Source organism: Ramlibacter sp., assembly GCF_035655895.1.
Taxonomy (GTDB): domain Bacteria; phylum Pseudomonadota; class Gammaproteobacteria; order Burkholderiales; family Burkholderiaceae_C; genus Ramlibacter.
The window spans coordinates 169334-191974 of the sequence record NZ_DASRTN010000013.1 but is presented as its reverse complement, the minus strand read 5'-3'; the positions used below and the strand labels follow the sequence as shown (position 1 = coordinate 191974).

Sequence of the window (22641 nt, the reverse complement as noted above, 5' to 3'; positions counted from 1 at the left end):
GAATGCAACGATTGTATCGACCGCACCTGCGGAGATACCGCACAGTGCCGACGCCTGGATGATTCAGGCTTATGACAAACCAGACCCCCACCAGCCCCGCGTCCGAGCATGAGGATGCCGACGACGATGCGAGTCCGGCGTGCGTCATGGTGTTCAACGCCAGCGATCCAAGCGGTGCGGGCGGACTGGCTGCAGATGTAACAGCGATTGCCTCCGTCGGCGCCCATGCACTCCCGGTTGTAACAGGCGCCTATGCCCGCGACACCGCTGAAGTGATGGACCATTTCCCCTTCGACGAGGAAGCCATCGCCGAGCAGGCGCGCACCATCCTGGAGGACAGCCCGGCGCAGGTGTTCAAGGTTGGATTCGTCGGCAGCCCCGAGGCCGTGAGCGCGATCGCGGAGATCGCCGCCGACTACGCCGACGTGCCCCTGATCGCCTACATGCCGAACCTGTCGTGGTGGGACGAATCGCAGATCGACCTCTATCTCGACGCGTTTCGCGAATTGATGTTGCCGCAGACAACAGTGTTGGTTGGGAACCACAGCACGCTGTGGCGATGGCTGCTTCCGGACTGGAGCAGCGACCGAAGTCCCGGCGCCAGGGACATCGCCAAGGCTGCCGCGGAGATGGGCGTGGCCTACACGCTGGTCACGGGCATCCCGGCACCCGAGCAGCACTTGGACAACGTGCTGGCCTCCCCCCAGGCGGTGCTGGGCGGCGAGAAGTTCGAACGCTTCGAGGCCGTCTTCTCCGGCGCCGGCGACACGCTGTCGGCGGCCCTCGCCGCGCTGGTGGCCAGCGGCAGCGACCTGGCGGCGGCCACCTCGGAAGCACTGGCCTACCTCGATCGTTGCCTCGACGCCGGCTTCCGCCCGGGCATGGGGAACGTGGTGCCCGATCGCCTGTTCTGGGCCCAGCCCGACGCCGAGCCCGAGGAACTGACCGAGGAAGAGGTCCAGGCACTGCAGGTGCTGGACATGCCGGCCCACGACACCAAACACTGAACGACGACATCCACCTTCCAGGCGACCGCGGCCCCGACCTTGCAGGGCGGCGCCACCGACCCAGGCGGCCCGGCAGCCAGTTGCGCCGACGTGGCTTGAAGCAAACCCCATGGACCGAAACCAAGAACTGTTCGAGCGCGCCCGCCGCATCATCCCCGGCGGCGTCAATTCACCCGTGCGCGCCTTCCGCGCCGTCGGCGGCACGCCGCGCTTCGTGCAGCGTGCGCAGGGTGCGTATTTCTGGGACGCCGATGGCCGCCGCCACATCGACTACATCGGGTCCTGGGGACCGATGATCCTCGGCCATGGCCACCCGGCGGTGGTCGAGGCGGTCCAGAAGGCGGTGCTCGAGGGCTTCTCCTTCGGCGCGCCGACCGAGCGCGAGATCGAGCTGGCCGAGGCCATCGCGGGCGTGATGCCGGGCCTGGACATGGTCCGGCTGGTCAGCTCCGGCACCGAGGCCGCGATGAGTGCCATCCGTTTGGCGCGGGGCTTCACCGGACGCAGCAAGTTGATCAAGTTCGAGGGCTGCTACCACGGACACGCCGACGCCCTGCTGGTGAAGGCCGGCTCGGGCCTGGCCACGTTCGGCAATCCCACCAGCGCCGGCGTGCCGCCCGAGGTGGTGCAGCACACGCTGGTGCTCGAATACAACAACCTCGCGCAGCTCGAGGAAGCGTTCGCGGTGCACGGAGCCGACCTCGCGTGCCTGATGATCGAGCCGATCGCCGGCAACATGAACTTCGTGCGCGCCGACACCGCCTTCATGCAGCGCTGCCGCGAGCTGTGCACGCAGCACGGCGCGTTGCTGGTGTTCGACGAGGTGATGACGGGCTTCCGGGTCGGCCTCGGAGGCGCGCAGGCGCACTACGCGCAGCGGATCGCCGGCTTCCGGCCCGACCTCACGGTGCTGGGCAAGGTGATCGGCGGCGGGATGCCGCTCGCGGCGTTCGGCGGCCCCCGCGCGGTGATGGAGCAACTGGCGCCACTCGGGCCGGTCTACCAGGCCGGCACGCTGTCGGGCAATCCGGTGGCCACCGCCTGTGGGCTGGCCACGCTGGCGGAGGTGCGTCGCCCGGGCTTCTACGAGGCGCTGGCGGCGCGCACCCGGTCACTGGTGGAAGGTCTGGCGGGGGCGGCCCGCGATGCAGGCATTCCGTTCAGTGCCGACAGCGAAGGCGGCATGTTCGGCTTCTTCCTGCTGCCGCAGCTGCCACGCAACTACGCGCAGGTCATGGCCACCGACGGCGCCAGGTTCAATCGCCTGTTCCACGGCCTGCTGGAGCGGGGCGTGTACATCGCGCCGGCGCTGTACGAGGCCGGGTTCGTCAGTGCCGCGCACAGCGAGCAGGACATCGCCGAGACGGTCGCGGCGGCGCGCGAGGTGTTCCGCGCCCTGGCCTGAGCGCCGGCGGTCCGGCAATGAAGAAGGGGCGCCACGCGGCGCCCCTTCTTCATTGCAGCTGCCCCTGGCTCAGTGCCGGAAATGCCGCACGCCGGTGAACACCATCGCGATGCCGCGCTCGTCGGCCGCGCCGATCACCTCGGCGTCACGCATGCTGCCGCCCGGCTGCACGACGCAGGTCGCCCCGGCATCGATCACCACGTCCAGGCCGTCGCGGAAGGGGAAGAACGCGTCGCTCGCCACCACTGTGCCGGCCATCGACAGGCCCGCATTGCCGGCCTTGATGCTGGCGATGCGGGCGGAATCCACTCGGCTCATCTGACCCGCGCCGACGCCGACCGTCATGCCGTCCTTGCAGAACACGATGGCGTTGGACTTGACGTACTTGGCGACCTTCCAGGCGAACAGCAGGTCCTGCAGCTGCTCGGGCGACGGCTGCTTGCGCGTGACGACCTGCAGTTCGCCGACCGTCATCTCGCGGTTGTCGGCGGTCTGCATCAACAGGCCGGAGCCGACTCGCTTGACGTCCATCATGTTGCGGCCGCGGTCCCAGTCGGTCGCGCCCCCGGGCGGCAGGTCGATCTGCAGCAGGCGGACGTTGGCCTTGGCCTTGAACACGTCCAGCGCCTCCGGCGAGAAGCCGGGTGCCATCAGCACCTCGACGAACTGCTTGGCCACGGCCTGCGCCGCGGCGCCGTCGACCGGCCGGTTGAACGCGATGATGCCGCCGAAGGCCGAGGTCGGGTCGGTCTGGAACGCCTTCGAATACGCCTCCAGCGGATCCCTGCCCAGCGCGACGCCGCACGGGTTGGCGTGCTTGACGATGACGCAGGCGGGCGTGTCGAAGCTCTTGACGCACTCCCAGGCCGCGTCACCGTCGGTGATGTTGTTGTACGAGAGTTCCTTGCCCTGCAGCTGGCGGGCGGTGACCAGCGAACCGGGGGCGGGGGACAGGTCGCGGTAGAAGGCGGCCTGCTGGTGCGGGTTCTCGCCGTAGCGCAGGTCCTGGACCTTGACGAACCGGCCGTTGGCCTGCTGGCCGAACAGCGCGCGGCTGCCGTCCTCCTGCAGGCTGGAGAGGTAGTCGCTGATCGCCGCGTCGTAGTTGCTGATGCGGTTGAACGCCGCCACCGACAGTGCGAACCGCGTCTTGTCCGACAGCCGGCCGGCGCTGCGCAGCTCCGCGAGGACGGCCTCGTACTGGGCCGCGTCGGTCAGCACGCCGACGTCCTTCCAGTTCTTGGCGGCGCTGCGCACCATCGCCGGGCCGCCGATGTCGATGTTCTCGATCGCCTCGTCCAGCGTGCAGCCGGGCTTGGCCACCGTCGCCTCGAACGGGTAGAGGTTCACCACCAGCAGGTCGATGGTGTCGATGCCGTGCTGCTGCAGCGCGGCCATGTGCTCGGGCAGGTCACGGCGCGCGAGCAGGCCGCCATGCACCTTCGGGTGCAGCGTCTTGACGCGGCCGTCGAGCATTTCGGGAAAGCCCGTGACCTCGGCCACTTCGGTGACCGGCAGGCCGGCGTCGGCCAGCAGCTTGGCGGTGCCGCCGGTGGAGATCAGGCGGACGCCCAGCTGGTGCAGGCCGCGGGCGAAGTCGAGGATCCCGGTCTTGTCCGAGACGGAAAGGAGTGCGTTCATGGGGTGCGTGTCGAGCGTCGCAGGCACCGGGACAAGGCCCGGCGGACGGCGTCTCAACCTTTCAGGAGTTTGTGTTCGACGAGTTTCTTGCGCAGCGTGTTGCGGTTCAGGCCCAGCCACTCTGCCGCGCGCGACTGGTTGTGGTCGGCCTTGGCCATGACCACCTCCAGCAGCGGCTTTTCCACCACCTTCACCAGCATCTCGTACATGCCGTCAGGTTCGGTCCCGCGCAGGTCGCGGAAGTAGCCCTCCAGGCTCGTGCGCACGCACTCCTCGATCTGTTTCTTGCTCATGCGTCTTGTTCTTCGTTCTGTTCTTGTTCGTTTCGCCGGACCGCGGGCAACCTGTCGCCCAGCAGCGCCAGGCCGTCGAGGTAGTCGGACACGGCCTGCCATTGCGCCGGCGCCGCCTCGATCCGGTTCATGGCGGCGCGAAAGGCGTCGGCACCGGGCAGCCCGCGCACGTACCAGGCGATGTGCTTGCGCGCGCTGCGCACGCCCGTGAACTCGCCGTACAGCGCGTAGTGTTCCTGCAGGTGGTCCAGCAGGAGGCGTCGCACCTCCGCCACCAGCGGCTGCGCGAGCTCTTCTCCGGTCGCCAGGAAATGGGCGATCTCGCGGAAGATCCAGGGCCGGCCCTGGGCGGCGCGCCCGACCATCACCGCGTCGCAGCCGGTCGCCGCCAGCACGGCACGGGCCTTGTGCGGGGAATCGATGTCGCCGTTGGCCACCACGGGGATGCCCACCGCGGCCTTCACGGCCGTGACAGTGTCGTATTCGGCCAGGCCCTTGTAGCCCTGCTCCCTCGTGCGGCCATGGACCGCCAGCATCCGGATGCCGGCCGCCTCGAACATGCGGGCCAGGCGCACGGCATTGCGCTGCTCGGCGCTCCAGCCGGTGCGCATCTTGAGCGTGACCGGCACGCCATGCGGCTCGCAGGCCCGCACCACCGCTTCGGCGATCGCGAGGGCCAACGGCTCGTCCTGCATCAGGGCCGAACCGGCCCACTTGTTGCAGACCTTCTTGGCCGGGCAGCCCATGTTGATGTCGATGATCTGGGCGCCGCGGTCGATGTTGTAAGCCGCGGCCTCGGCCATCATCGCTGCGTCCGTGCCGGCGATCTGCACCGCCACCGGCCCGGGCTCGCCGTCATGGTTGGCGCGGCGCGAGGTCTTCAAGCTGTTCCACAGCTCCTTGCGCGAGGTGACCATCTCGCTGACCGCGTACCCCGCGCCGAGGCGCCGGCACAGCTGGCGGAACGGCCTGTCCGTCACCCCGGCCATCGGCGCGACGAACAGGTTGTTCGCCAGGGAGTACGGGCCGATGTGCATGGAGCGGGACGAGAGGCTGCTGAAAAATGAGGCACGATTGTATGCGCGCGACCTGGCCCATCCGGACCCGGGTGAATGCGTATGCACCTACAGGTTTGCGGGGGTTGACTGCCGTAACATCCGCGCGCATGCAAGAGTGGCTCGACACCGCGCTGGGGCTCCTGGCGCTTCCCCGTTACGGTCTGTCGACGCTCTTCGTCGTCTCGTTCGTCTCCGCCACGCTGCTGCCGCTCGGGTCGGAGCCGGCGCTGTTCGGGCTGGTCAAGCTCAATCCGGAGCTGTTCTGGCCGGCCGTCCTGGTGGCGACCGCCGGCAACACGCTGGGCGGCATGCTCGATTGGTGGCTCGGGTACGGCGCCCATCGGGTGGTGGACCGTTGGGGCCACTCGCGCGCGCACGTGAAGGCGGTCGAATGGCTCGAGCGGCTCGGCCCCAAGGCCTGCCTGCTGTCCTGGCTGCCTCTGGTGGGCGATCCGCTGTGCGCGGTGGCGGGCTGGCTGCGGCTGCCGTTCTGGCCCTGCGTGGGCTACATGCTGGTCGGCAAGTTCATGCGCTACCTGGTGATGACGTCCGCGCTCGCACACCTGTTCTCTGGCGCCTGACAGCCCTCCCCAGGGTGAAGGAAGAACACCTAGACAGGTGACGGCGAAACCGTTACAACCCCGCTCTAGTCGTGACTTTTATCACGGACTGCAAGGAGCGCAGGATGGAACCATTCGCCGACCAGGCTCTGCCGCAGCACCGGCGCCGGGCGCCTCGCGCACTGGTGGCGGGGTCCCTCGCCACTGCCTTTGCCGCCGCCCTGCTGGCGTGTGGTGACGGCGGGAGCGGCCTGTCGCCGCAGCTGCAGGGAACGGCCGCCACCGGCGCGCCGATGGCCGGCGCCACCATCACCGTCCTGTGCGCGGCCGGCCCGACGCTGGCGACCACGGCCGCCACCAATGGCACCTGGTCGGTGCCGCTGCAAGGCGTGACGCTGCCTTGCCTGGTACGCGCCAGCGGTGGCACCCCGCCGATCACGCTGCACTCCATCGCCCAGAGTTCCGGCGCCGTCAACGTCACGCCGATCACCGACCTGATCGTGGCAGGGGCGGCGCGCTCCGATCCCGCCGCCTGGCTGGCAGCGCACAGCGGTAACCTCCCGGGTGCGCTGGCCGGCCTGGTCGCCGACCTGCCTTCGGCGCAGCAGGCGCTGGCCCGCAACCTGGCGGAGGCCGGCTTCGACGTCCCGGCCAAGGACCTCCTGACCACCCCGTTCAACCCCGCGGCCGGCGATCCCTATGACGACCTGCTCGAGGCCGTGATGCAGGGCGCCGCCGACAACGGGTACGGCTACGCGGACCTGGTGCACCGGGTGGTGACGGCCGGTACCGGCCCGGTCGACCTGCCCAAGACCGACGTGGTCACCCAGGCGCAGGCTGCGGCGATGCCGCAGCTCAACGCCGCGTCGGTGACCGTCGCCGACGGGGTCGCGGTGCTGAAGACATCGGCCGGCGCCGGCGCGGTGGGCGCCTACGTGGGCGGCGGCAACGGCAACAAGGCGATCCTGCAGCTGCCGGGTTTCGCGGGCATGAAGCTGCACGACTTCCGGCAGATGACGCTCGACCTGCGCTCGCTGGGTGCCCTGCCGACGCAGACCGACACCAGCCTGCCGTATGTCGCCGTCAACCTGATGGTCGACCTGAACTGCGACACCACGCCGCTGGCGGCCGGCGCCACCGTGCAGGACGCCCGCAACCGGCGCCGCATCCTGACCTTCGATCCCTACTACACCTTCCTGCAGCCGCCGGTGCAGATCGGAGCGGAGTTCCGAAGCATGACCTTCACCCCGGAGTCGGGCGGCTGGCGGATCTCGGCCGGGGCCGCGGTCGACCAGGACACCGGCGTCGAGGAGAGCGTGCATGGCAGCCAGTCCACGCTGGCCGGCTTCGATTTCGCCCGCTACCCGAACGCGTGCATCGTCGATGGCATCTCCGCCGATGCGGGCATGTTCCGCAACCGCGCGGCCGACCCGGCGTGCAACACGGCTTCGGCCCTGGCCGGCAGCGCGCCGGCGGTCTGCGGGCTGGCGCATTCGGGCGCCTGGCTGATCCTGGGCCACAGCGCCATGCTGAAGGCCGGCCACTGGGAAGTGCGCAAGGTGCGGGTGAACGACCGCACGATCACGTTCCGCTAGCCGCGGGTGGGCCGCCGGGCGGCGGCGCCGCCCTTCAGACGTTGAACAGGAAGTTCATCACGTCGCCATCCTTGACGACGTACTCCTTGCCTTCGCTGCGCATCTTGCCGGCGTCCTTGGCGCCCTGCTCGCCCGCATACTGCACGTAGTCCTCGAAGCCGATGGTCTGGGCGCGGATGAAGCCGCGCTCGAAATCGGTGTGGATCACGCCCGCGGCCTGCGGTGCCGTCGCGCCGATGCGCACCGTCCAGGCGCGCACTTCCTTCTCGCCGGCCGTGAAGTAGGTCTGCAGGCCGAGCAGCTTGAATGCGGCCCGGATCAGGCGGTTCAGACCCGGCTCGTCCTGGCCGATCTCGGCCAGGAACATCTTCTTGTCCTCGTCGCCCATGTCGGCCATCTCGGCTTCCATCTTGGCGCAAATGGCCACCACTGGCGCGTTCTGCGAGGCGGCGTACTCGGTCAACCGGTCCAGGAACGGGTTGTTCTCGAAACCGGATTCGTCGACGTTGGCCACGAACATCGCGGGCTTGGCCGTGATCAGGAACAGCGGCTTGAGGAGCGCGCGCTCCTCGTCGCTGAAGGCCAGCGTGCGCACCGGCCGGCCCTCGTTCAGCGCGGCCTGCAGCCGCGTCAGCAGCGCGACCAGCTTGGCGGCCTCCTTGTCGTTGCCCGACTTGGCGGCCTTGGTGTAGCGCGCCAGGCTCTTGTCGACGGTGCCCAGGTCCGCCAGGCACAGCTCGGTCTGGATCACCTCGATGTCGGACACCGGGTCGACCTTGCCGGCCACGTGGATGATGTTCGGATCGTCGAAGCAGCGCACCACGTTCACGATGGCATCGGTCTCGCGGATGTGGGCCAGGAACTGGTTGCCCAGGCCCTCGCCCTTGCTGGCGCCGGCCACCAGGCCCGCGATGTCGACGAACTCGACAATGGCCGGTACGATGCGCTCCGGCTTCACGATCTCGGCGAGCCGGTCCAGGCGCGGATCAGGCAGCTCCACGATGCCCACGTTGGGCTCGATCGTGCAGAAGGGATAGTTCTCGGCGGCGATTCCCGCCTTGGTCAGGGCATTGAACAGGGTCGATTTGCCCACGTTGGGCAAGCCCACGATGCCGCACTTCAAGCTCATGGCAGTTCCAGACAGACAAGCGGGAAAGTGTATGCCAAGCCCCCGCCGCACCCGCGCGGCGGCGCGTTGCCTCGCCTGGCTGGCCGGCTGGCTGCTGCCGGCCGCGCTGGTGCTCGCACAGGCACCGCCGCAAGCGCCGGTGCCACTCGCCGATCACGCAGCGCCGGTCGCCGCGGAAGTCCTGGCCCGCGCCTGGCTCGACACCCATGGCAGCGCCGGGATCGAGGACGTCGTGCGCGGCGCCTCGCTTGCACCGCTGGCGGCCGGCACCATCCATCCGCTCGGGCCGGACAACGCGCTGTGGGTGCGCCTGCGGCTGCAACGCGGACCGGCCGAGCGGCAGCAGTGGCTGCTGTCGTTCCCGAACCCGCTGCTGGACCACGTGGACCTGTGGCAGCAGGACGAACGCGGCCGCTGGCGGGTGCAGAGCGCGGGCAACAGCCTGGCGGTGAACCTGTGGCCCGAACCGGGACGCTATCCGTCGTTCCGGCTCGATCTGCCTGCCGGCCAGGTGCGCGACGTGTACGTGCAGATCCGCAGTGGCGTGCGCTCCACCGTGCCGATGCGGCTGACCAGCGATGCCATGCACAGTCGCCAGCTACAGCGCGAGTCACTGCTGCTGGGCGCCTGCCTGGGCGCGCTGCTGCTGCTGGTGACCGCATGCCTGGTCCAGAGCTGGGCCTACCGCGACCGCATCTACGGGTGGTACGCGCTGTATGCGGCGATCAGCACCCTCTGCGCCGCGGCCTACACCGGGGTGGCGGCGCAGCTGCTGTGGCCCTGGTCCGGCTTCCTGAGCGACGTGGCCCCCGGCGCCCTGGCCTGCCTGGGCGCGGGCGCCGCGATCCTGTTCGTGCGCGACCTCACGGGCACCACGGCACGGCATCCCCGGATCGGCCGCTTCGCCTCGGCAGCCGGCTGGTCCGGCGCGCTGCTCGCGTTGCTCTACCTGCTGGCCCCCCGGCACCTCGCCGTGCAGCTGATGTCGGGGTACCTGGTGCTGACCGCGGCGCTCAACATCGTGCTGGCCGCTTCGGCCTGGAGGAGCCGCGACCCGGTCGGGTTCTGGGTGCTGGTCGCCTACCTGCCACTGGCCGCAACCGTGGTGGCCACGGTGCTGCGCATGCTGGGCTGGCTGGCGATCTCCGTCACGGCGCAGGACGCCGCAGTGGTCGCGATGGTGGCCGACGTCCCCCTGCTGCTGGTCGCGCTGTCGCTTCGCACCCGCGACCGCCACGGCGCGCAGATCCGGGAACAGGCGCTGTCGAGCCAGGATGCCCTGACCGGCCTGCTGGCGCCCCTCCTGTTCCAGGACCGCCTGCAGCAGGTGGTCGCCCGGTTCCACCGTGACCGCAGCGACGCCGCGATCATCTTCATCGACCTGGTGAACCATCCGCGGATCAAGGCCGCGCACGGCCCGGCGGTGGCCGAGCAGAGCCTGCTGCGCAGCGTCATCAAGCTGCGCCGCGTGGTGCGCGACGTCGACACCGTCGGGCGGATCGGCGAAGCGCGCTTCGGCCTGATCCTCGAAGGTGCGAGCAGCCGGCCGGCGGTTGCCGAGCGCGCCGCGCGCCTGATCGCCGCCGGGTTGATGCCCCTGCCCGGCCTCAAGCCGGATGTCACGCTGCACTTCCACGTCGCGGCCGTGCTGCTGCGAGAGCGCATCGGCGAACCGGCGGCCATGGCCCATGCGCTGGCCGAGCTGCTGGCCTCGATGTCGCCGCGCACGCGGCGTCCGATCCGGTTCGTCGAGCCGGAAGACACGCAGCCGGCGGACATCGCGCCCGACAGCGAATTTCCGCTGCCGGCGACGGCCGGCGCAGCCTAGTCGAAGCGCCAGTCGCCGGCGACGGTCTGGCCGACGCGCAGCAGTTCGTCGTCGCCCGCCAGCACGATCGCGTTCATGCCGAAGCTCACCGCCCCGCCCAGCCGCGCATCCTGGCGGTAGCCCTGCAGCGTGTCGCCGACGACGGGGCTCGCCTGCGCGGTGGCCGGATCGATGTTCGGGATCGGGCAGCGCGGGCACGGCTTGACCGGCTTGAGCACCACGGCACCGCCCGCCACTCGCAGCAGGTCGACCCGGTCCTCGTCGTGCGCCTCCACGCCGCCCAGCACGATGTTGGGGCGGAAACGCTCCATCCCGACGGGCGCGTGGCCGGCTGCCGCCAGGCGCCGGTTGAGGCCGGCCAGCGAGGCTTCGCTGGTGACCAGCACCGGGTAGCCGTCGCTGAACTGGTTGGGAGCCTCGATGCCCCCCGTCCACTTGAGGTTGGACAGGCGCCGATGGTCCGGGTCGAAGCGCACCAGCCGCAGCGGCTGGCCGAGGAAATCGGTGAACCACTGGGCCGCGACGTCGCCCATGTCGTAGGCCGGCACCTCGTCGTCCCACACCCGCACCCGCACCGCCGCCTCGACCGAGTCGATCGCCAGGTGCAGCGCCAGCATGCCGGGTGCGCGCAGCACGACCTCCAGCGTCTTGAGCTGCGGCCGCACCAGCGCCATGCGCGGCAGTTCGCGCTGCGTGACGCCCCGGCCCTGCGCGTCGACCACCATCCAGGCCCGGTCCAGGTCGAGACCGGCCGTGGTGAGCACCGCCTCGGCGACTTCCACCCCGGCGCAGGACTTGACCGGATAGACGAACAGCCGCGCGATGCGGCCGAGGAACTCGGGCGACTCGGAACTCATGGGAATCTTCGGGAACTCGACGGCGAGCATTGTGCCCCGCCCACGGGAGGCCGAAGCCCCCGCCTAGAATCCGGCATGCCCCTTTCCCTCGACGTCTGTGTCCGCGGTGCGGGCATCGTCGGCCGCTCCCTGGCGCTGTTGCTCGCGGCCGAACGCCTGCGGGTCGGCCTGGTCCAGGGCGGCCCGCCCCCGGCGACCGCCGACGTGCGTGCCTACGCGCTCAATGCGGCCTCGCGCCAGCTGCTGGAGTCGGTGCGTGCCTGGCCCGACGACGCCCACGCGACCCCGGTGCTCGGCATGGAAGTGCACGGCGATGACGGCGGCGTGGTCCGCTTCCAGGCCGGCACCGATCCGGCGCTGGCCTGGATCGTCGACGTCCCCGCGCTCGAGCAGCGCCTGGCCGACGCCCTGCGCTTCCAGCCCGGTGTGACGCTGCTGGAGCAGCCGCAGCCGGCCGCCCTCACGGTGGTGTGCGAAGGCCGCGGCAGCAGCACGCGCGAGGAGTTCGGCGTGCAGTACGACGTGCACCCCTACGGGCAGTGCGCGATCGCGGCCCGCCTGCGCTGCGACAGACCGCACGGTCATGTGGCGCGGCAGTGGTTCGCCGGTGGCGAAGTGCTCGCCCTGCTGCCGCTGGGCGGCAGCGCGGCACCGGACGGCGGATCGACGGTGGCCCTGGTCTGGTCGGTTCGGCAGGATCGCACGGCCGCACTGATGCAGGCCGAGCCGGCCGCGTTCGAGACCCTGGTGACCAACGCGAGCCACGAGAGCCTGGGGCGGCTCACGCTGGCCGGCGAGCGCGCGACCTGGCCGCTGCAGATCGCGCAGGCCGATCGCTGGTGCGGTGCCGGCTGGGCCCTGGCGGGCGACGCGGCGCACAGCGTGCATCCGCTCGCCGGCCAGGGCCTGAACCTCGGCCTGGCAGATGCCCGGTCGCTGGCGCAGGTCTTGCGCGAGCGGGAATACTGGCGCGGCCTCGGGGACGCCAAGCTGCTGCGGCGCTACGAGCGCGCCCGCAAGGCCGATGTGCTGGCCATCGGCGGCGCCACCGACGGGCTCCAGCAGCTCTTCGCGCAGGAGCACCCGGCGTGGGCCGCGGTGCGCAACTGGGGCATGCGTGGCTTCGAGGCCGCCGGGCCGCTCAAGGCCTGGGTGGTTCGCCAGGCGGCCGGCCGGCTGTGAGCCGGTCGCGGTCGCAACGATGTTTGGAGTGACGATGACGAGTTCGAGACACGGTTGGCGTGCGGCGCTGTTGACCGCAGGCCTGCTGTTGGGCGGCATTGCGGCGGCGCAGGAGGCGGCCATCCGCAAGAACCTGGGCGAGCGGCTGCCGCAGATGGGCCAGCCCGCACCGATCGACGAGGTGACCAGGACCCCGATGCCGGGTCTCTACGAGGTGCGGATCGGCACCGAGGTGTACTACACGGATGCGGAAGGCAACTACCTCCTGCACGGCGAGCTGCTGGACATGCGCAAGCAGCGCAACCTCACCGAGGAGCGCATGGCCCGGCTGCTGGCGATCGACTTCGACCGTCTGCCGCTCAAGGATGCCTTCACCATCGTGCGCGGCAACGGCAAGCGGCGCGTGGCCCTGTTCCAGGACCCCAACTGCACCTACTGCAAGCGCTTCGAGCGCGAGCTGCAGCGGGTCGACAACGTCACCATCCACATGTTCCTGTACCCCATCCTGGGGCCGGACTCGCTGGTGAAGTCGCGCAACGTCTGGTGCGCGCGCGACAAGGGCCGCGCCTGGCAGGACTGGATGGTGCGCGACATCGTCGTCCCGCCGGCGCCGGCGCCCGGCTGCGACACCACCGCCCTGGACCGCAACCGCGAGTTCGGCCGCAAGTACCAGATCACCGGCACGCCCACGCTCGTGTTCGCCGACGGCAAGCGCATCTCGGGTGCCATCGCCGCCGCCGACTTCGAGAAGCGGCTGGCCGAAGCCCAGTGAGCCCGCGCGCCCACAGCGGGCCCGCGTACCGCCTGCACTACCGGGTGGAGGCGGCCGACCTGCATGCCCATCTCTTCCACGTCACGCTGACGATCGACCAGCCGCAGCCGGCGCAACGGGTGTCGCTGCCGGTCTGGATCCCAGGCAGCTACCTGGTGCGCGAGTTCTCCAAGAACCTGCAGCGGCTGGTGGCGCGGCAGGATGGCCGCGCGGTGCCGCTGCAGCAGGTGGACAAGTGCACCTGGCAGGTCGACTGCGCACCCGGCACGCCGCTGGTCCTGGGCTACGAGGTGTACGCCTTCGACAACTCGGTCCGTACTGCCTGGCTCGACGCCGACCGCGGCTTCTTCAACGGCACCAGCCTGTGCCTGCGCGTGCACGGGCAGGAAGCGCAGCCGCACGCGCTGGAGCTGGCGTCGCCGCGCCCGGGCTGGGAGGCGGCCACCGGCCTGACCCCGCTGCGCACCGGCAAGCGCGGCTTCGGCCTGTACCTGGCCCAGGACTACGACGAGCTGGTCGACTGCCCGGTGGAGATGGGCAGCTTCTGGAGCACCGAGTTCCGCGCGGGCGGGGTCCCGCACCGGCTGGTCGTCGCCGGCGCGACCGACGCCTTCGATGGCGCGCGGCTGGCGGCCGACATGCAGAAGATCTGCGAGACCGAGATCCGCTTCTGGCACGACCGCCGGCGGCCGCCGCACAAGAGCTACCTGTTCATGCTCAATGCGGTGGACGACGGCTACGGCGGACTGGAGCACCGCAATTCCACGGCGCTGATCGCCTCGCGCCGCGACCTGCCGCGGCGGGGCGAATCGCGCATGAGCGACGGCTACACCACGCTGCTCGGCCTGATCAGCCACGAGTACTTCCACACCTGGAACGTCAAGCAGCTGCGCCCCGCGGAGTTCGCGCGCTACGACTACACCGGCGAGAACTACACGCAGCTGCTGTGGTTCTTCGAAGGCTTCACCAGCTACTACGACGACCTGCTGCTGCGCCGGGCCGGGCTGATCGACGAGGCCACCTACGTCCGCCTGCTGAACAAGACGATCAACCAGGTGCTGCAGACGCCCGGCCGCGAGGTGCAGCCGGTGGCGCAGGCGAGCTTCGATGCCTGGGTCAAGTACTACCGGCAGGACGAGAACACGCCGAACGCGACGGTCAGCTACTACACCAAGGGCGCGCTCGTCGCGCTGTGCTTCGACCTCACGCTGCGGGTCGAGGGCCACACCACGCTGGACGAGGTGATGCGCGCGCTGTGGCAGCGCTGCAAGGCCGGACCGATGTCGGAGGCCGACTTCGCCGGCGTGCTGCGCGAACTGGGCGGCCGCAGCTTCGCCCGCGAGATCGCGGCGTGGGTGCACGGCACGCGCGAGCTGCCGCTGGCCGACCTGCTGCAGAAGCAGGGCATCTTCGCGCTGGACGAACCGGCCCAGCTGCAGCAGCGGCTGGGTGTCCGCGCCGACGAGGCCGGCGGCTCGGTCAAGCTCAAGACCGTGCTGCGCGGCGGGGCGGCCGAGCAGGCCGGCATGGCCGCGAACGACGAGTGGCTGGGCGTCGAGGTCGGGGGCACGGCCTGGCGGCTCGCCAAGCTCGACGACCTGCTGCTGTACGCCGGCACGCACCGCCGCGTGATCGCGCTGGTGGCGCGCGACCGCCGCATCCTGCGACTCGAGCTGAACCTGCCTGCCGCCGCGACGACCTGGCGCCTGGTGCTGCGCGACGCCGCGCTGGCGCAGCCATGGCTCGCGGCGAACGCCTGAGCGCGCGTCCGCGTCGCGTCCTGCTCGCGGTGGTCGCCGCCGTGCTCGCCGGGCACGTCGCCGTGCTGCACTGGGCCTCCGGGCTGCAGCTGCAGCCCGGCGTGCTCCAGCCGATGGCGGCGCCGCTCTACACGCGCTTGCTGACGCCGCAGGCGCCGGCACCGGTCGCCGCCGCCGCGGCCGCGCCAGCGGCACCCGCGCGCCGACCGACCGCGCGGCTGCAGCCCGGGGCCCTCCCACCCGCGCCGGCGGCTTCGGCACCCGCCGACGCGGCGGCCGCGCCATCGCCCGCGGCGGCGCAAGCACGGCCGGAGCCCGCGCCCGAACCCGAGTCCCCGCCCGAGCCGGCCGCGGACCAGGTCGCCCAGGCACCGGAGGGGGCCGCGTCGGCGCCCAGGGACCCGGCGAGCGCTGCCGCCGCGAACGCTGCCGCGCCGGTGCAGCCCGCCGCCTCGGCGCCGGTGGTGGCGGCCAGCGCGCCGGCCTCCGGCAGCACCACGACCGCCGACAGCTGGCCGGCCGACACCCGCCTGCGCTACCGGCTGGGCGGGCACTTCCGTGGGGGCGACCTGTACGGCAACGCCCGCGTGCTGTGGCAGCGCCAGGAGACGCGCTACCAGGTGCGCGTCGAGGTCGACGTCACCTTCCTGGCCAGCCTGGTGATGACCAGCCAGGGCGAGGTCGGCGGCGACATGCTGGTGCCGCTCGCGTACGAGGAAATCCGCAACGGCCGGCCTCGCGGCCTGCGCATGGGCGAGAGCGAGGTGATGCTGGCCAACGGCAACGTGCTGCGCCGCCCACCCGGCCTGCAGGACACGGCGAGCCAGTTCGTCGAACTGAGCCACCGCTTCGCCACCGGTCGCGCCCGGCTCGAGGTCGGCCGCAGCGTGAGCTTCTGGATGGCCCGTCCCGGCGCCGTCGACCTGTGGACCTACGACATCGTCCGGCGCGAGGTGCTGCGCACGGCGTTGGGCGAGATCGAGGCGTTCCACCTGAAGCCGCGCCCGATCGCCAACCCGCGCGGCAACATCACCGCCGAGATGTGGTTCGCGCCCAGCCTGCAGCACCTGCCGGTGCGCATCCGCGTGAACATGGGCGAGGAAGCCGCGATCGACCTGCTGGTCGAGGCGATCGACCAGCGCTGACCGCCGTCAGCCCTTGCGCTGGTCGAGCACGCGCCGGGCCTTGCCCAGGCTGCGCTCGACACCGCCGGTGGGGCGCAGCTCCACCCGCACGCTGGTGCCCACGTAGGTCTTGATCTCGTGCGCCAGCACCTGCGCCGCGGTGCTGGCCGGCTCGCTCTCGTGGCCGAGCCCCTGGCGCACCTCGACCGCGACCGTCAGGCAGTCCAGCGGCCCGTCGCGCGTGAGGATGCACTGGTAGTGCGGCGCGAGCTCGGCCCGCTTGCAGATCAGCTCCTCGATCTGCGTCGGGAACACGTTGACGCCTCGCACGATCATCATGTCGTCGCTGCGGCCGGTGATCTTCTCCATGCGCCGCATGGTGCGGGCCGTGCCGGGCAGCAGGCGCGTGAGGTCGCGGGTGCGGTAGCGCACGATCGGCAGCGCCTCCTTGGTCAGGCTGGTGAAGACCAGTTCGCCGAGTTCGCCGTCCGGCAGCACCGCACCCGTGTCGGGATCGATGATCTCGGGATAGAAATGGTCCTCCCAGATGGTCGGCCCGTCCTTGGTTTCCACGCACTCGTTGGCCACGCCCGGCCCCATCACCTCGGACAGCCCGTAGATGTCGACCGCGTCGATGCCCATGCGCTGCTCGATGGCCTGGCGCATGTCGTTGGTCCAGGGCTCGGCGCCGAAGATGCCCAGGCGCAGGCTGCAGGCGCGCGGGTCCAGCCCCTGGCGCTCGAATTCATCGGCGATCGCCAGCATGTAGCTGGGGGTGACCATGATGATGTCCGGCCGGAAGTCGGCGATCAGCTGCACCTGGCGCTCGGTCTGGCCGCCGCCGAAGGGCACCACGGTCAGGCCGAGCCGCTCGGCGCCGTAGTGGGCGCCCAGGCCGCCGGTGAACAGGCCATAGCCGTAGCTCACGTGCACCATGTCGCCAGGGCGGGCGCCGCTGGCGCGCAGGCTGCGCGCCATCACGAGCGCCCAGGTCTCGATGTCGTTGCGGGTGTAGCCCACCACCGTCGGCTTGCCGGTGGTGCCGCTGGAGGCGTGCACGCGCACGCACTGCTCGCGAGGAACCGCGAACATCCCGAACGGGTAGTGCTCGCGCAGGTCGGCCTTGGTGGTGAACGGGAACCGCGCCAGGTCGGCGAGCGAGCGGCAGTCGTCCGGGTGCACCCCGGCGGCGTCGAACCGCGCGCGGGTCGCCGGCGAATTCGCGTAGGCGTGGGCCAGCGTCGCGCGCAACCGCTTGAACTGGAGCGCCCGCAGTTCGTCGACGCTGGCGGTTTCGATCAACTCGAGGGGAAAGCCCGGCATCAAGCCTCCGGCAGGACGTGGCCCGCGATCTGCGCGCTCTTGCCGCGGAACATCGCCACGACCTCGCCGCGCTGGTTGGTGACCTTCATGTCGTAGACGCCGTGCCGGCCCTGCAGCAGTTGCTCGACGCCTTCGCAGGTGAGCACGTCGCCGAGCTGGGCCGGCCGCAGGAACTCGATGCTGCAGCCGGCGGCCACGGTCGCCTGGTTGCGGCTGTTGCAGGCGAACGCGAAAGTCGAGTCGGCCAGCGTGAAGATGAAGCCACCGTGGCAGATGCGGTGCCCGTTGAGGTGGCGGTCGTCGACCGTCATCCGCATGACGGCGCGCCCGGGCGCACAGCCGACCAGCGTCATCCCCATGGTGTCGCGCGAGGCGCGGTCGCCGGCGAACATGGCCTCGCCCACGCGGGACGCGAGTTCCTCGGCGGTCATCATTCGCCCTTGAACTGCGGCGCGCGTTTCTGCAGGAACGCGGCGACGCCCTCGAAGTAGTCGTGCGTGCGCCCCAGCGCCGATTGGGTGTCGCGCTCGAGGTCGAGCTGAGTGTCCAGGTCGTTGGAGGCGGCCGCCCGCATCGCGCGGCGGGTCTCCACGAGCGCCTTGGTGGGCAGGGTGGCCAGCCGCTGGGCCAGGCCCAGCGCCGCCGCGACGCAGTCCTGGCCTTCGGGCGCCACGTCCCAGATCAGCCCCCACGCCTTGGCGTCGGCGGCGCCGACCTTGTCGCCCAGCAACGCGCAGCCCATCGCACGCGCTAGGCCCAGCTTCTTGACCAGGAACCAGGTGCCGCCGGCGTCGGGGATCAGGCCGATGCGGCTGAAGGCCTGGATGAAGGTCGCACCCGGCGCGGCGATCGCCAGGTCGCAGGTCATGGCGAGCGACGCGCCGGCACCCGCGGCCACGCCGTTCACCGCCGCGACCGTGGGGACCCGCAAGGCGGTGAGCCGCCGCACCGTGGGGTTGAAGGCCTGGTCGATGACCGGCCCGGGGTCGGCACGGTGGATGCGGTCGGGGCCGTCGCTGAAATCGAACTCCGACAGGTCGGCGCCGGCGCAGAAGCCCCGCCCGGCGCCGGTGATGACCGCGGCCCGCACCGCCGGATCGGCCTCGATGCGGTCCAGCGCGGACCAGAGCGCTTCGTGCATCGCCCGCGTGAAGCTGTTGAGGGCCTGCGGCCGGTTCAGGGTGACGAGCGCGACGGCGCCTCGGGTCTCGAACAGGACGGTGGGTTCGCTCATGGTGTCTCCTGCGGGGCACTCTAGCAGCGGCGGCACGGCGGTCCGGTCCATGGTTTCCCTCGGAGGCTTGGGTATAGTTCCCCGCAGCAGGAGACACCATGGCCTACGAGACCCTCGACGTGCGCACCGAAGCCGGGCAGGTCGGCATCATCCGACTGAACCGGCCCAAGCAGCTGAACGCGCTGAACGACCAGCTCATGGACGAGCTGGGCGCGGCACTCAAGGGGTTCGACGCCGACGACGCCATCGGTTGCATCGTGGTGACGGGCAGCGACAAGGCCTTCGCGGCGGGCGCCGACATCTCGGCCATGGCCAAGTACGACTTCGCCGACGTCTACAGGGGCGACTTCATCACCCGCAACTGGGAGACCCTGCGGGCCATCCGCAAGCCGGTGATCGCCGCGGTCAGCGGGTTCGCCCTGGGCGGCGGCTGCGAGCTCGCGATGCTGTGCGACTTCATCATCGCGGCCGACAACGCGAAGTTCGGCCAGCCCGAGATCAAGCTGGGCATCATCCCGGGTGCCGGCGGCACGCAGCGGCTGCCGCGCGCCGTCGGCAAGGCCAAGGCGATGGACCTGGTGCTCACCGGCCGGATGATGGATGCGGCCGAGGCCGAGCGCGCCGGGCTGGTCAGCCGCGTGGTGCCGCTGGACAAGCTGATGGACGAAGTGCTGGGCGCCGCGCTGGCGATCTGCCAGATGCCGCGGTTGGCGGCCTTCGCGGCCAAGGAGGCGGTGAACCGGTCGTTCGAGGGGACGCTGGCGGATGGCGTGATGTTCGAGCGCCGGCTCTTCCACGCGATGTTCGCCACCGCCGACCAGAAGGAAGGCATGGACGCCTTCCTGAACAAGCGGGCCCCCGGCTTTCGCCACCGGTGAGCCGGGTTCGCTATAATCACGGGCTCACGGCGCTTTAGCTCAGTCGGTTAGAGCGATGGAATCATAATCCACAGGTCCGCGGTTCGAATCCGTGAAGCGCCACCAGATCCACCCCCGCGAAGGCAGCTTCGCGGGGGTTTTTTCTTGCCGCGCGGGCGGTCCGCAGGCAGCCCCCCGCATCGCACGGGCACCCGGCTCAGCTGGTCTGCAGCACCACGTTGCCACTGACCTGGCCGGAGCCCACCAGCTCGTGCGCCCGGGCGATGTCCGCCAGCGGCAGCCGCTGCGCGATGTTGTGCTGCACCGCCCCTTGCGCCAGCAGCCCCAGCAGGGTGCGGATGGCGTGCTCGCGGTCCTCGGGCGGGAGGTTGTAGACGATGAAGAACTGCAGCTGCAGGTTCTTCACGATCAGCGGGAAGAACGGCAGGCTGAACTCGCCGGCGCCGCTGCCGTAGGCGAGCACGCGGCCGCCCGGCCGCAGCACCTCGGCGTCCAGCCCGGCATTGGCCGCGATGTCGACCTCGACCACCCGGTCCACGCCGACACCGCCGGTGGCCTCCCGGATGCGCTGCGCCGCATCGGGCTGCCGGTAGTCGACCGTGAGGTGCGCGCCGGCTGCGCCGGCCAGCCCGGCCTTGGGCTCGGTGCTGACGGTGGCGATCACCTGCTGGGCACCGAGCAGCCGGGCGAACTGGACGGCGTAGTGGCCGACGGCGCCGGCGCCGCCGGCCACCAGCACCCGCTCGCCCTGGACCCCGCCCGCCGCGAGCACGGCGTGCATCGCGGTCAGCGCCGGAATGCCCAGGCAGGCGCCGGCTTCGTCCGGCGTGCCGGCCGGCAGCGGCACTGCCTGCGCCTGCGGCACCGTGATGAACGAGGCCGCCGTGCCCATCGGGCGGCCCCAGGCGCCGTTCCAGATCCAGACGCGCTCGCCGATGCGGGTGTCCGGCACGCCCGGCCCGACCGCATCGACGATGCCCATGCCGTCGCTGTGCGGCACGATGCGCGGGAACGCCAGCGCCTTGCTGCGCAGGCCGGCGCGCGATTTCACGTCGGAAGGATTCACGCCCGACCACAGCAGCCGCACGCGCACTTCGCCGGCAGCGGGCGCCGGATCGGGCCAGGTGCCCAGCTGCAGCACCTCGGCGGCGGGACCAGTGCGTTCGTAGTAGGCGACTTGCATGGGCACGGCTCCTCTGGAGCGGCCATTCTAGGCAGGTTGCTACACTGGCGCCCCCTCCACAGCCTCTGGCTCTACACCATGAACCGCTGTCTCGCGTCGGCCCTCCTGGGCCTGTCCTTCCTGCTGCCCGCCGCCCACGCCCAGGTCGTGGTGCGCGACGCCCCCGTCAACGTCCAGCCGGCCCTGATGGCCGTGGCCACGCCGCCGGACATCACCCTGGACGGCAAGGCCGAACGGCTGTCGCCGGGTGCGCGCATCCGCGACCTGAACAACATGGTGCAGCTCTCGGGGAGCCTCTCGGGCCGCACGGTCCCCGTCGTCTACCGCCGCGACGGCGCCGGCCTGGTGCACGACGTGTGGATGCTCACGCCGCAGGAATACGAGAAGCTCGCCGGCAAGTCGGACGGCAGCGCCGAAGGGCAGAAGCGCCTGGCCGAACTGCTCAACGCCGTCTTCGCCGCGCGCAGGTGACCGCCGTGAAGAAGGTCTTCATCAAGACGTTCGGCTGCCAGATGAACGAGTACGACTCGGACAAGATGGCCGACGTGATGAACGCCGCGCAGGGGTACGAGCCGACCCAGGACCCCGAGGACGCGGATCTCATCCTGTTCAACACCTGCTCGGTGCGCGAGAAGGCGCAGGAGAAGGTGTTCTCCGACCTCGGCCGGGTCAAGCACCTCAAGAAGAAGGGCGTGCTGATCGGCGTCGGCGGCTGCGTGGCCAGCCAGGAGGGCGCCGCGATCATCGAGCGCGCGCCCTACGTCGACGTGGTGTTCGGGCCGCAGACCCTGCACCGGCTGCCCGAGCTGCTGGCCGAGCGCCAGCGGCAGGACCGTCCGCAGGTCGACATCCGGTTCCCCGAGATCGAGAAGTTCGACCACCTGCCGCCGGCGCGCGTCGAGGGCTGCACCGCGTTCGTCTCGATCATGGAAGGCTGCAGCAAGTACTGCAGCTACTGCGTGGTGCCGTACACGCGCGGCGAGGAAGTGTCGCGGCCGCTGGACGACGTGCTGGCCGAAGTGGCGGGCCTGGCCGATCAGGGCGTGCGCGAGGTCACCCTGCTGGGCCAGAACGTCAACGCCTGGCGCGGCCGCATGGGCGACACGTCCGAGATCGCCGACTTCGCGCTGCTGCTGGAATACGTCGCGGAGATCCCCGGGATCGAGCGCATCCGCTACACCACCAGCCATCCGAACGAGTTCACGCAGCGCCTGGTGGAGGCGTACGGCAAGGTGCCGCAGCTGGTGAACCACCTGCACCTGCCTGTGCAGCACGGCAGCGACCGCATCCTCATGGCGATGAAGCGCGGCTACACGGCGATGGAATACAAGAGCACGATCCGCAAGCTGCGCGCCGTGCGCCCCGACATCTCGCTGTCCACCGACTTCATCGTCGGCTTCCCGGGCGAGACCGAGGACGACTTCGGCCGGATGATGAAGCTGGTCGAGGATGTCGGCTACGACAGCAGCTTCAGCTTCATCTTCAGCCCGCGGCCCGGCACCCCGGCCGCCGCGCTGCACGACGACACGCCGCACGAGGTCAAGCTGCGGCGCCTGCAGCACCTGCAGGCCGTGCTCGAGGACAACGTGCGCCGCATCAGCGCCAGCCGGGTGGGCACCATCCAGCGCATCCTGGTGGAAGGCCCCTCGCGCAAGGACAAGACCGAGCTCATGGGCCGTACCGAGTGCAACCGCATCGTCAACTTCGCCGGCCCGGCCCGGCTGGTCGGACAGATGGCGGACGTGACCATCACCGAGGCGCTGCCGCATTCGCTGCGCGGCGAGGTGGTGCTGCGCGCGGCCTAGCGCGCCC

Annotated in this window: 21 protein-coding genes and 1 tRNA gene; 13 read left to right on the top strand and 9 right to left on the bottom strand. The window is 70.7% G+C overall.

The window, feature by feature from the left end; genetic code table 11:
- Nucleotides 1–71: 71 nt before the first annotated feature.
- Both thiD and hemL read left to right on the top strand, forming a co-directional pair.
- On the top strand, nt 72–1007 hold the full coding sequence (thiD, locus tag VFE82_RS15255) for a bifunctional hydroxymethylpyrimidine kinase/phosphomethylpyrimidine kinase (RefSeq protein ID WP_325001169.1): 936 nt from the start codon (nt 72–74) through the stop codon (nt 1005–1007).
- A gap of 109 nt (nt 1008–1116) precedes the next feature.
- Nucleotides 1117–2412, top strand: a complete 1296-nt coding sequence (hemL, locus tag VFE82_RS15250) for a glutamate-1-semialdehyde 2,1-aminomutase (RefSeq protein ID WP_325001168.1) — start codon at nt 1117–1119, stop codon at nt 2410–2412.
- 69 nt (nt 2413–2481) lie between these two features.
- Here hemL and purH read toward each other — a convergent pair whose 3' ends face one another.
- Genes purH through dusB form a run of 3 tightly spaced genes read right to left on the bottom strand, consistent with a single transcriptional unit; the run spans nt 2482 to nt 5383 of the window.
- Nucleotides 2482–4053 (bottom strand): bifunctional phosphoribosylaminoimidazolecarboxamide formyltransferase/IMP cyclohydrolase, encoded by a 1572-nt coding sequence (purH, locus tag VFE82_RS15245; protein ID WP_325001167.1) that lies wholly within the window; start codon nt 4051–4053, stop codon nt 2482–2484.
- 53 nt (nt 4054–4106) lie between these two features.
- The gene (locus tag VFE82_RS15240; protein WP_325001166.1) at nt 4107–4346 is read right to left on the bottom strand and encodes a Fis family transcriptional regulator; all 240 of its coding nucleotides are present in this window, start codon (nt 4344–4346) and stop codon (nt 4107–4109) included.
- Nucleotides 4343–5383, bottom strand: coding sequence for a tRNA dihydrouridine synthase DusB (gene dusB, locus VFE82_RS15235; RefSeq protein ID WP_325001165.1), 1041 nt, complete (start codon nt 5381–5383; stop codon nt 4343–4345). The genes VFE82_RS15240 and dusB overlap by 4 nt, the downstream gene beginning before the upstream one ends.
- Nucleotides 5384–5511: 128 nt before the next feature.
- Between dusB and VFE82_RS15230 the strand changes: the two genes are divergently transcribed.
- Both VFE82_RS15230 and VFE82_RS15225 read left to right on the top strand, forming a co-directional pair.
- Nucleotides 5512–5985, top strand: a complete 474-nt coding sequence (locus VFE82_RS15230) for a YqaA family protein (RefSeq protein ID WP_325001164.1) — start codon at nt 5512–5514, stop codon at nt 5983–5985.
- Between the two features lie 104 nt (nt 5986–6089).
- Nucleotides 6090–7559 (top strand): hypothetical protein, encoded by a 1470-nt coding sequence (locus VFE82_RS15225; protein WP_325001163.1) that lies wholly within the window; start codon nt 6090–6092, stop codon nt 7557–7559.
- A 34-nt stretch (nt 7560–7593) separates the two neighbouring features.
- On the opposite strand, the gene ychF is transcribed toward VFE82_RS15225, so the two are convergent.
- A complete protein-coding gene (gene ychF / locus VFE82_RS15220; protein ID WP_325001162.1) occupies nt 7594–8688 on the bottom strand; it encodes a redox-regulated ATPase YchF in 1095 nt (364 codons plus the stop codon).
- Between the two features lie 31 nt (nt 8689–8719).
- Between ychF and VFE82_RS15215 the strand changes: the two genes are divergently transcribed.
- The gene (locus VFE82_RS15215; protein WP_325001161.1) at nt 8720–10516 is read left to right on the top strand and encodes a sensor domain-containing diguanylate cyclase; all 1797 of its coding nucleotides are present in this window, start codon (nt 8720–8722) and stop codon (nt 10514–10516) included.
- Here VFE82_RS15215 and VFE82_RS15210 read toward each other — a convergent pair.
- A complete protein-coding gene (locus tag VFE82_RS15210; RefSeq protein ID WP_325001160.1) occupies nt 10513–11373 on the bottom strand; it encodes an MOSC domain-containing protein in 861 nt (286 codons plus the stop codon). The genes VFE82_RS15215 and VFE82_RS15210 overlap by 4 nt on opposite strands.
- 75 nt (nt 11374–11448) lie before the next feature.
- Here VFE82_RS15210 and VFE82_RS15205 point away from each other — a divergent pair, with 75 nt between their 5' ends.
- From VFE82_RS15205 to VFE82_RS15190, 4 genes are read left to right on the top strand one after another with little or no spacing between them, the layout of a single operon-like run.
- Nucleotides 11449–12555 (top strand): FAD-dependent monooxygenase, encoded by a 1107-nt coding sequence (locus VFE82_RS15205; RefSeq protein WP_325001159.1) that lies wholly within the window; start codon nt 11449–11451, stop codon nt 12553–12555.
- Nucleotides 12556–12589: 34 nt separating this feature from the next.
- A complete protein-coding gene (locus VFE82_RS15200) occupies nt 12590–13327 on the top strand; it encodes a DsbC family protein (protein WP_325001158.1) in 738 nt (245 codons plus the stop codon).
- The gene (locus tag VFE82_RS15195) at nt 13324–15087 is read left to right on the top strand and encodes a peptidase M61 (protein WP_325001157.1); all 1764 of its coding nucleotides are present in this window, start codon (nt 13324–13326) and stop codon (nt 15085–15087) included. Before VFE82_RS15200 ends, VFE82_RS15195 begins: the two co-directional genes overlap by 4 nt.
- Complete coding sequence (locus VFE82_RS15190; protein ID WP_325001156.1) at nt 15066–16232, top strand: DUF3108 domain-containing protein; 1167 nt, start codon at nt 15066–15068, stop codon at nt 16230–16232. Before VFE82_RS15195 ends, VFE82_RS15190 begins: the two co-directional genes overlap by 22 nt.
- 6 nt (nt 16233–16238) lie before the next feature.
- On the opposite strand, the gene paaK is transcribed toward VFE82_RS15190, so the two are convergent.
- From paaK to VFE82_RS15175, 3 genes are read right to left on the bottom strand one after another with little or no spacing between them, the layout of a single operon-like run.
- The gene (gene paaK / locus VFE82_RS15185) at nt 16239–17534 is read right to left on the bottom strand and encodes a phenylacetate--CoA ligase PaaK (protein WP_325001155.1); all 1296 of its coding nucleotides are present in this window, start codon (nt 17532–17534) and stop codon (nt 16239–16241) included.
- Nucleotides 17534–17965: a hydroxyphenylacetyl-CoA thioesterase PaaI gene (gene paaI / locus VFE82_RS15180; protein ID WP_325001154.1), complete on the bottom strand. Its 432-nt coding sequence runs from the start codon at nt 17963–17965 to the stop codon at nt 17534–17536. The genes paaK and paaI overlap by 1 nt, the downstream gene beginning before the upstream one ends.
- Entirely contained in the window at nt 17965–18768 is an 804-nt protein-coding gene (locus VFE82_RS15175; RefSeq protein WP_325001153.1) for an enoyl-CoA hydratase-related protein, read from the bottom strand. The genes paaI and VFE82_RS15175 overlap by 1 nt, the downstream gene beginning before the upstream one ends.
- 98 nt (nt 18769–18866) lie before the next feature.
- Here VFE82_RS15175 and VFE82_RS15170 point away from each other — a divergent pair, with 98 nt between their 5' ends.
- Together VFE82_RS15170 and VFE82_RS15165 are read left to right on the top strand one after the other, a co-directional pair.
- Nucleotides 18867–19646, top strand: a complete 780-nt coding sequence (locus VFE82_RS15170; RefSeq protein ID WP_325001152.1) for an enoyl-CoA hydratase — start codon at nt 18867–18869, stop codon at nt 19644–19646.
- A 28-nt stretch (nt 19647–19674) separates the two neighbouring features.
- Nucleotides 19675–19751, top strand: a tRNA-Met gene (locus tag VFE82_RS15165).
- Nucleotides 19752–19842: 91 nt separating this feature from the next.
- Here VFE82_RS15165 and VFE82_RS15160 read toward each other — a convergent pair.
- Nucleotides 19843–20829, bottom strand: a complete 987-nt coding sequence (locus VFE82_RS15160; protein ID WP_325001151.1) for an NADPH:quinone reductase — start codon at nt 20827–20829, stop codon at nt 19843–19845.
- A 78-nt stretch (nt 20830–20907) separates the two neighbouring features.
- Between VFE82_RS15160 and VFE82_RS15155 the strand changes: the two genes are divergently transcribed.
- Nucleotides 20908–21300 (top strand): hypothetical protein, encoded by a 393-nt coding sequence (locus VFE82_RS15155; RefSeq protein ID WP_325001150.1) that lies wholly within the window; start codon nt 20908–20910, stop codon nt 21298–21300.
- A 5-nt stretch (nt 21301–21305) separates the two neighbouring features.
- Nucleotides 21306–22634: a tRNA (N6-isopentenyl adenosine(37)-C2)-methylthiotransferase MiaB gene (gene miaB, locus VFE82_RS15150; RefSeq protein ID WP_414708770.1), complete on the top strand. Its 1329-nt coding sequence runs from the start codon at nt 21306–21308 to the stop codon at nt 22632–22634.
- Nucleotides 22635–22641: the final 7 nt, after the last annotated feature.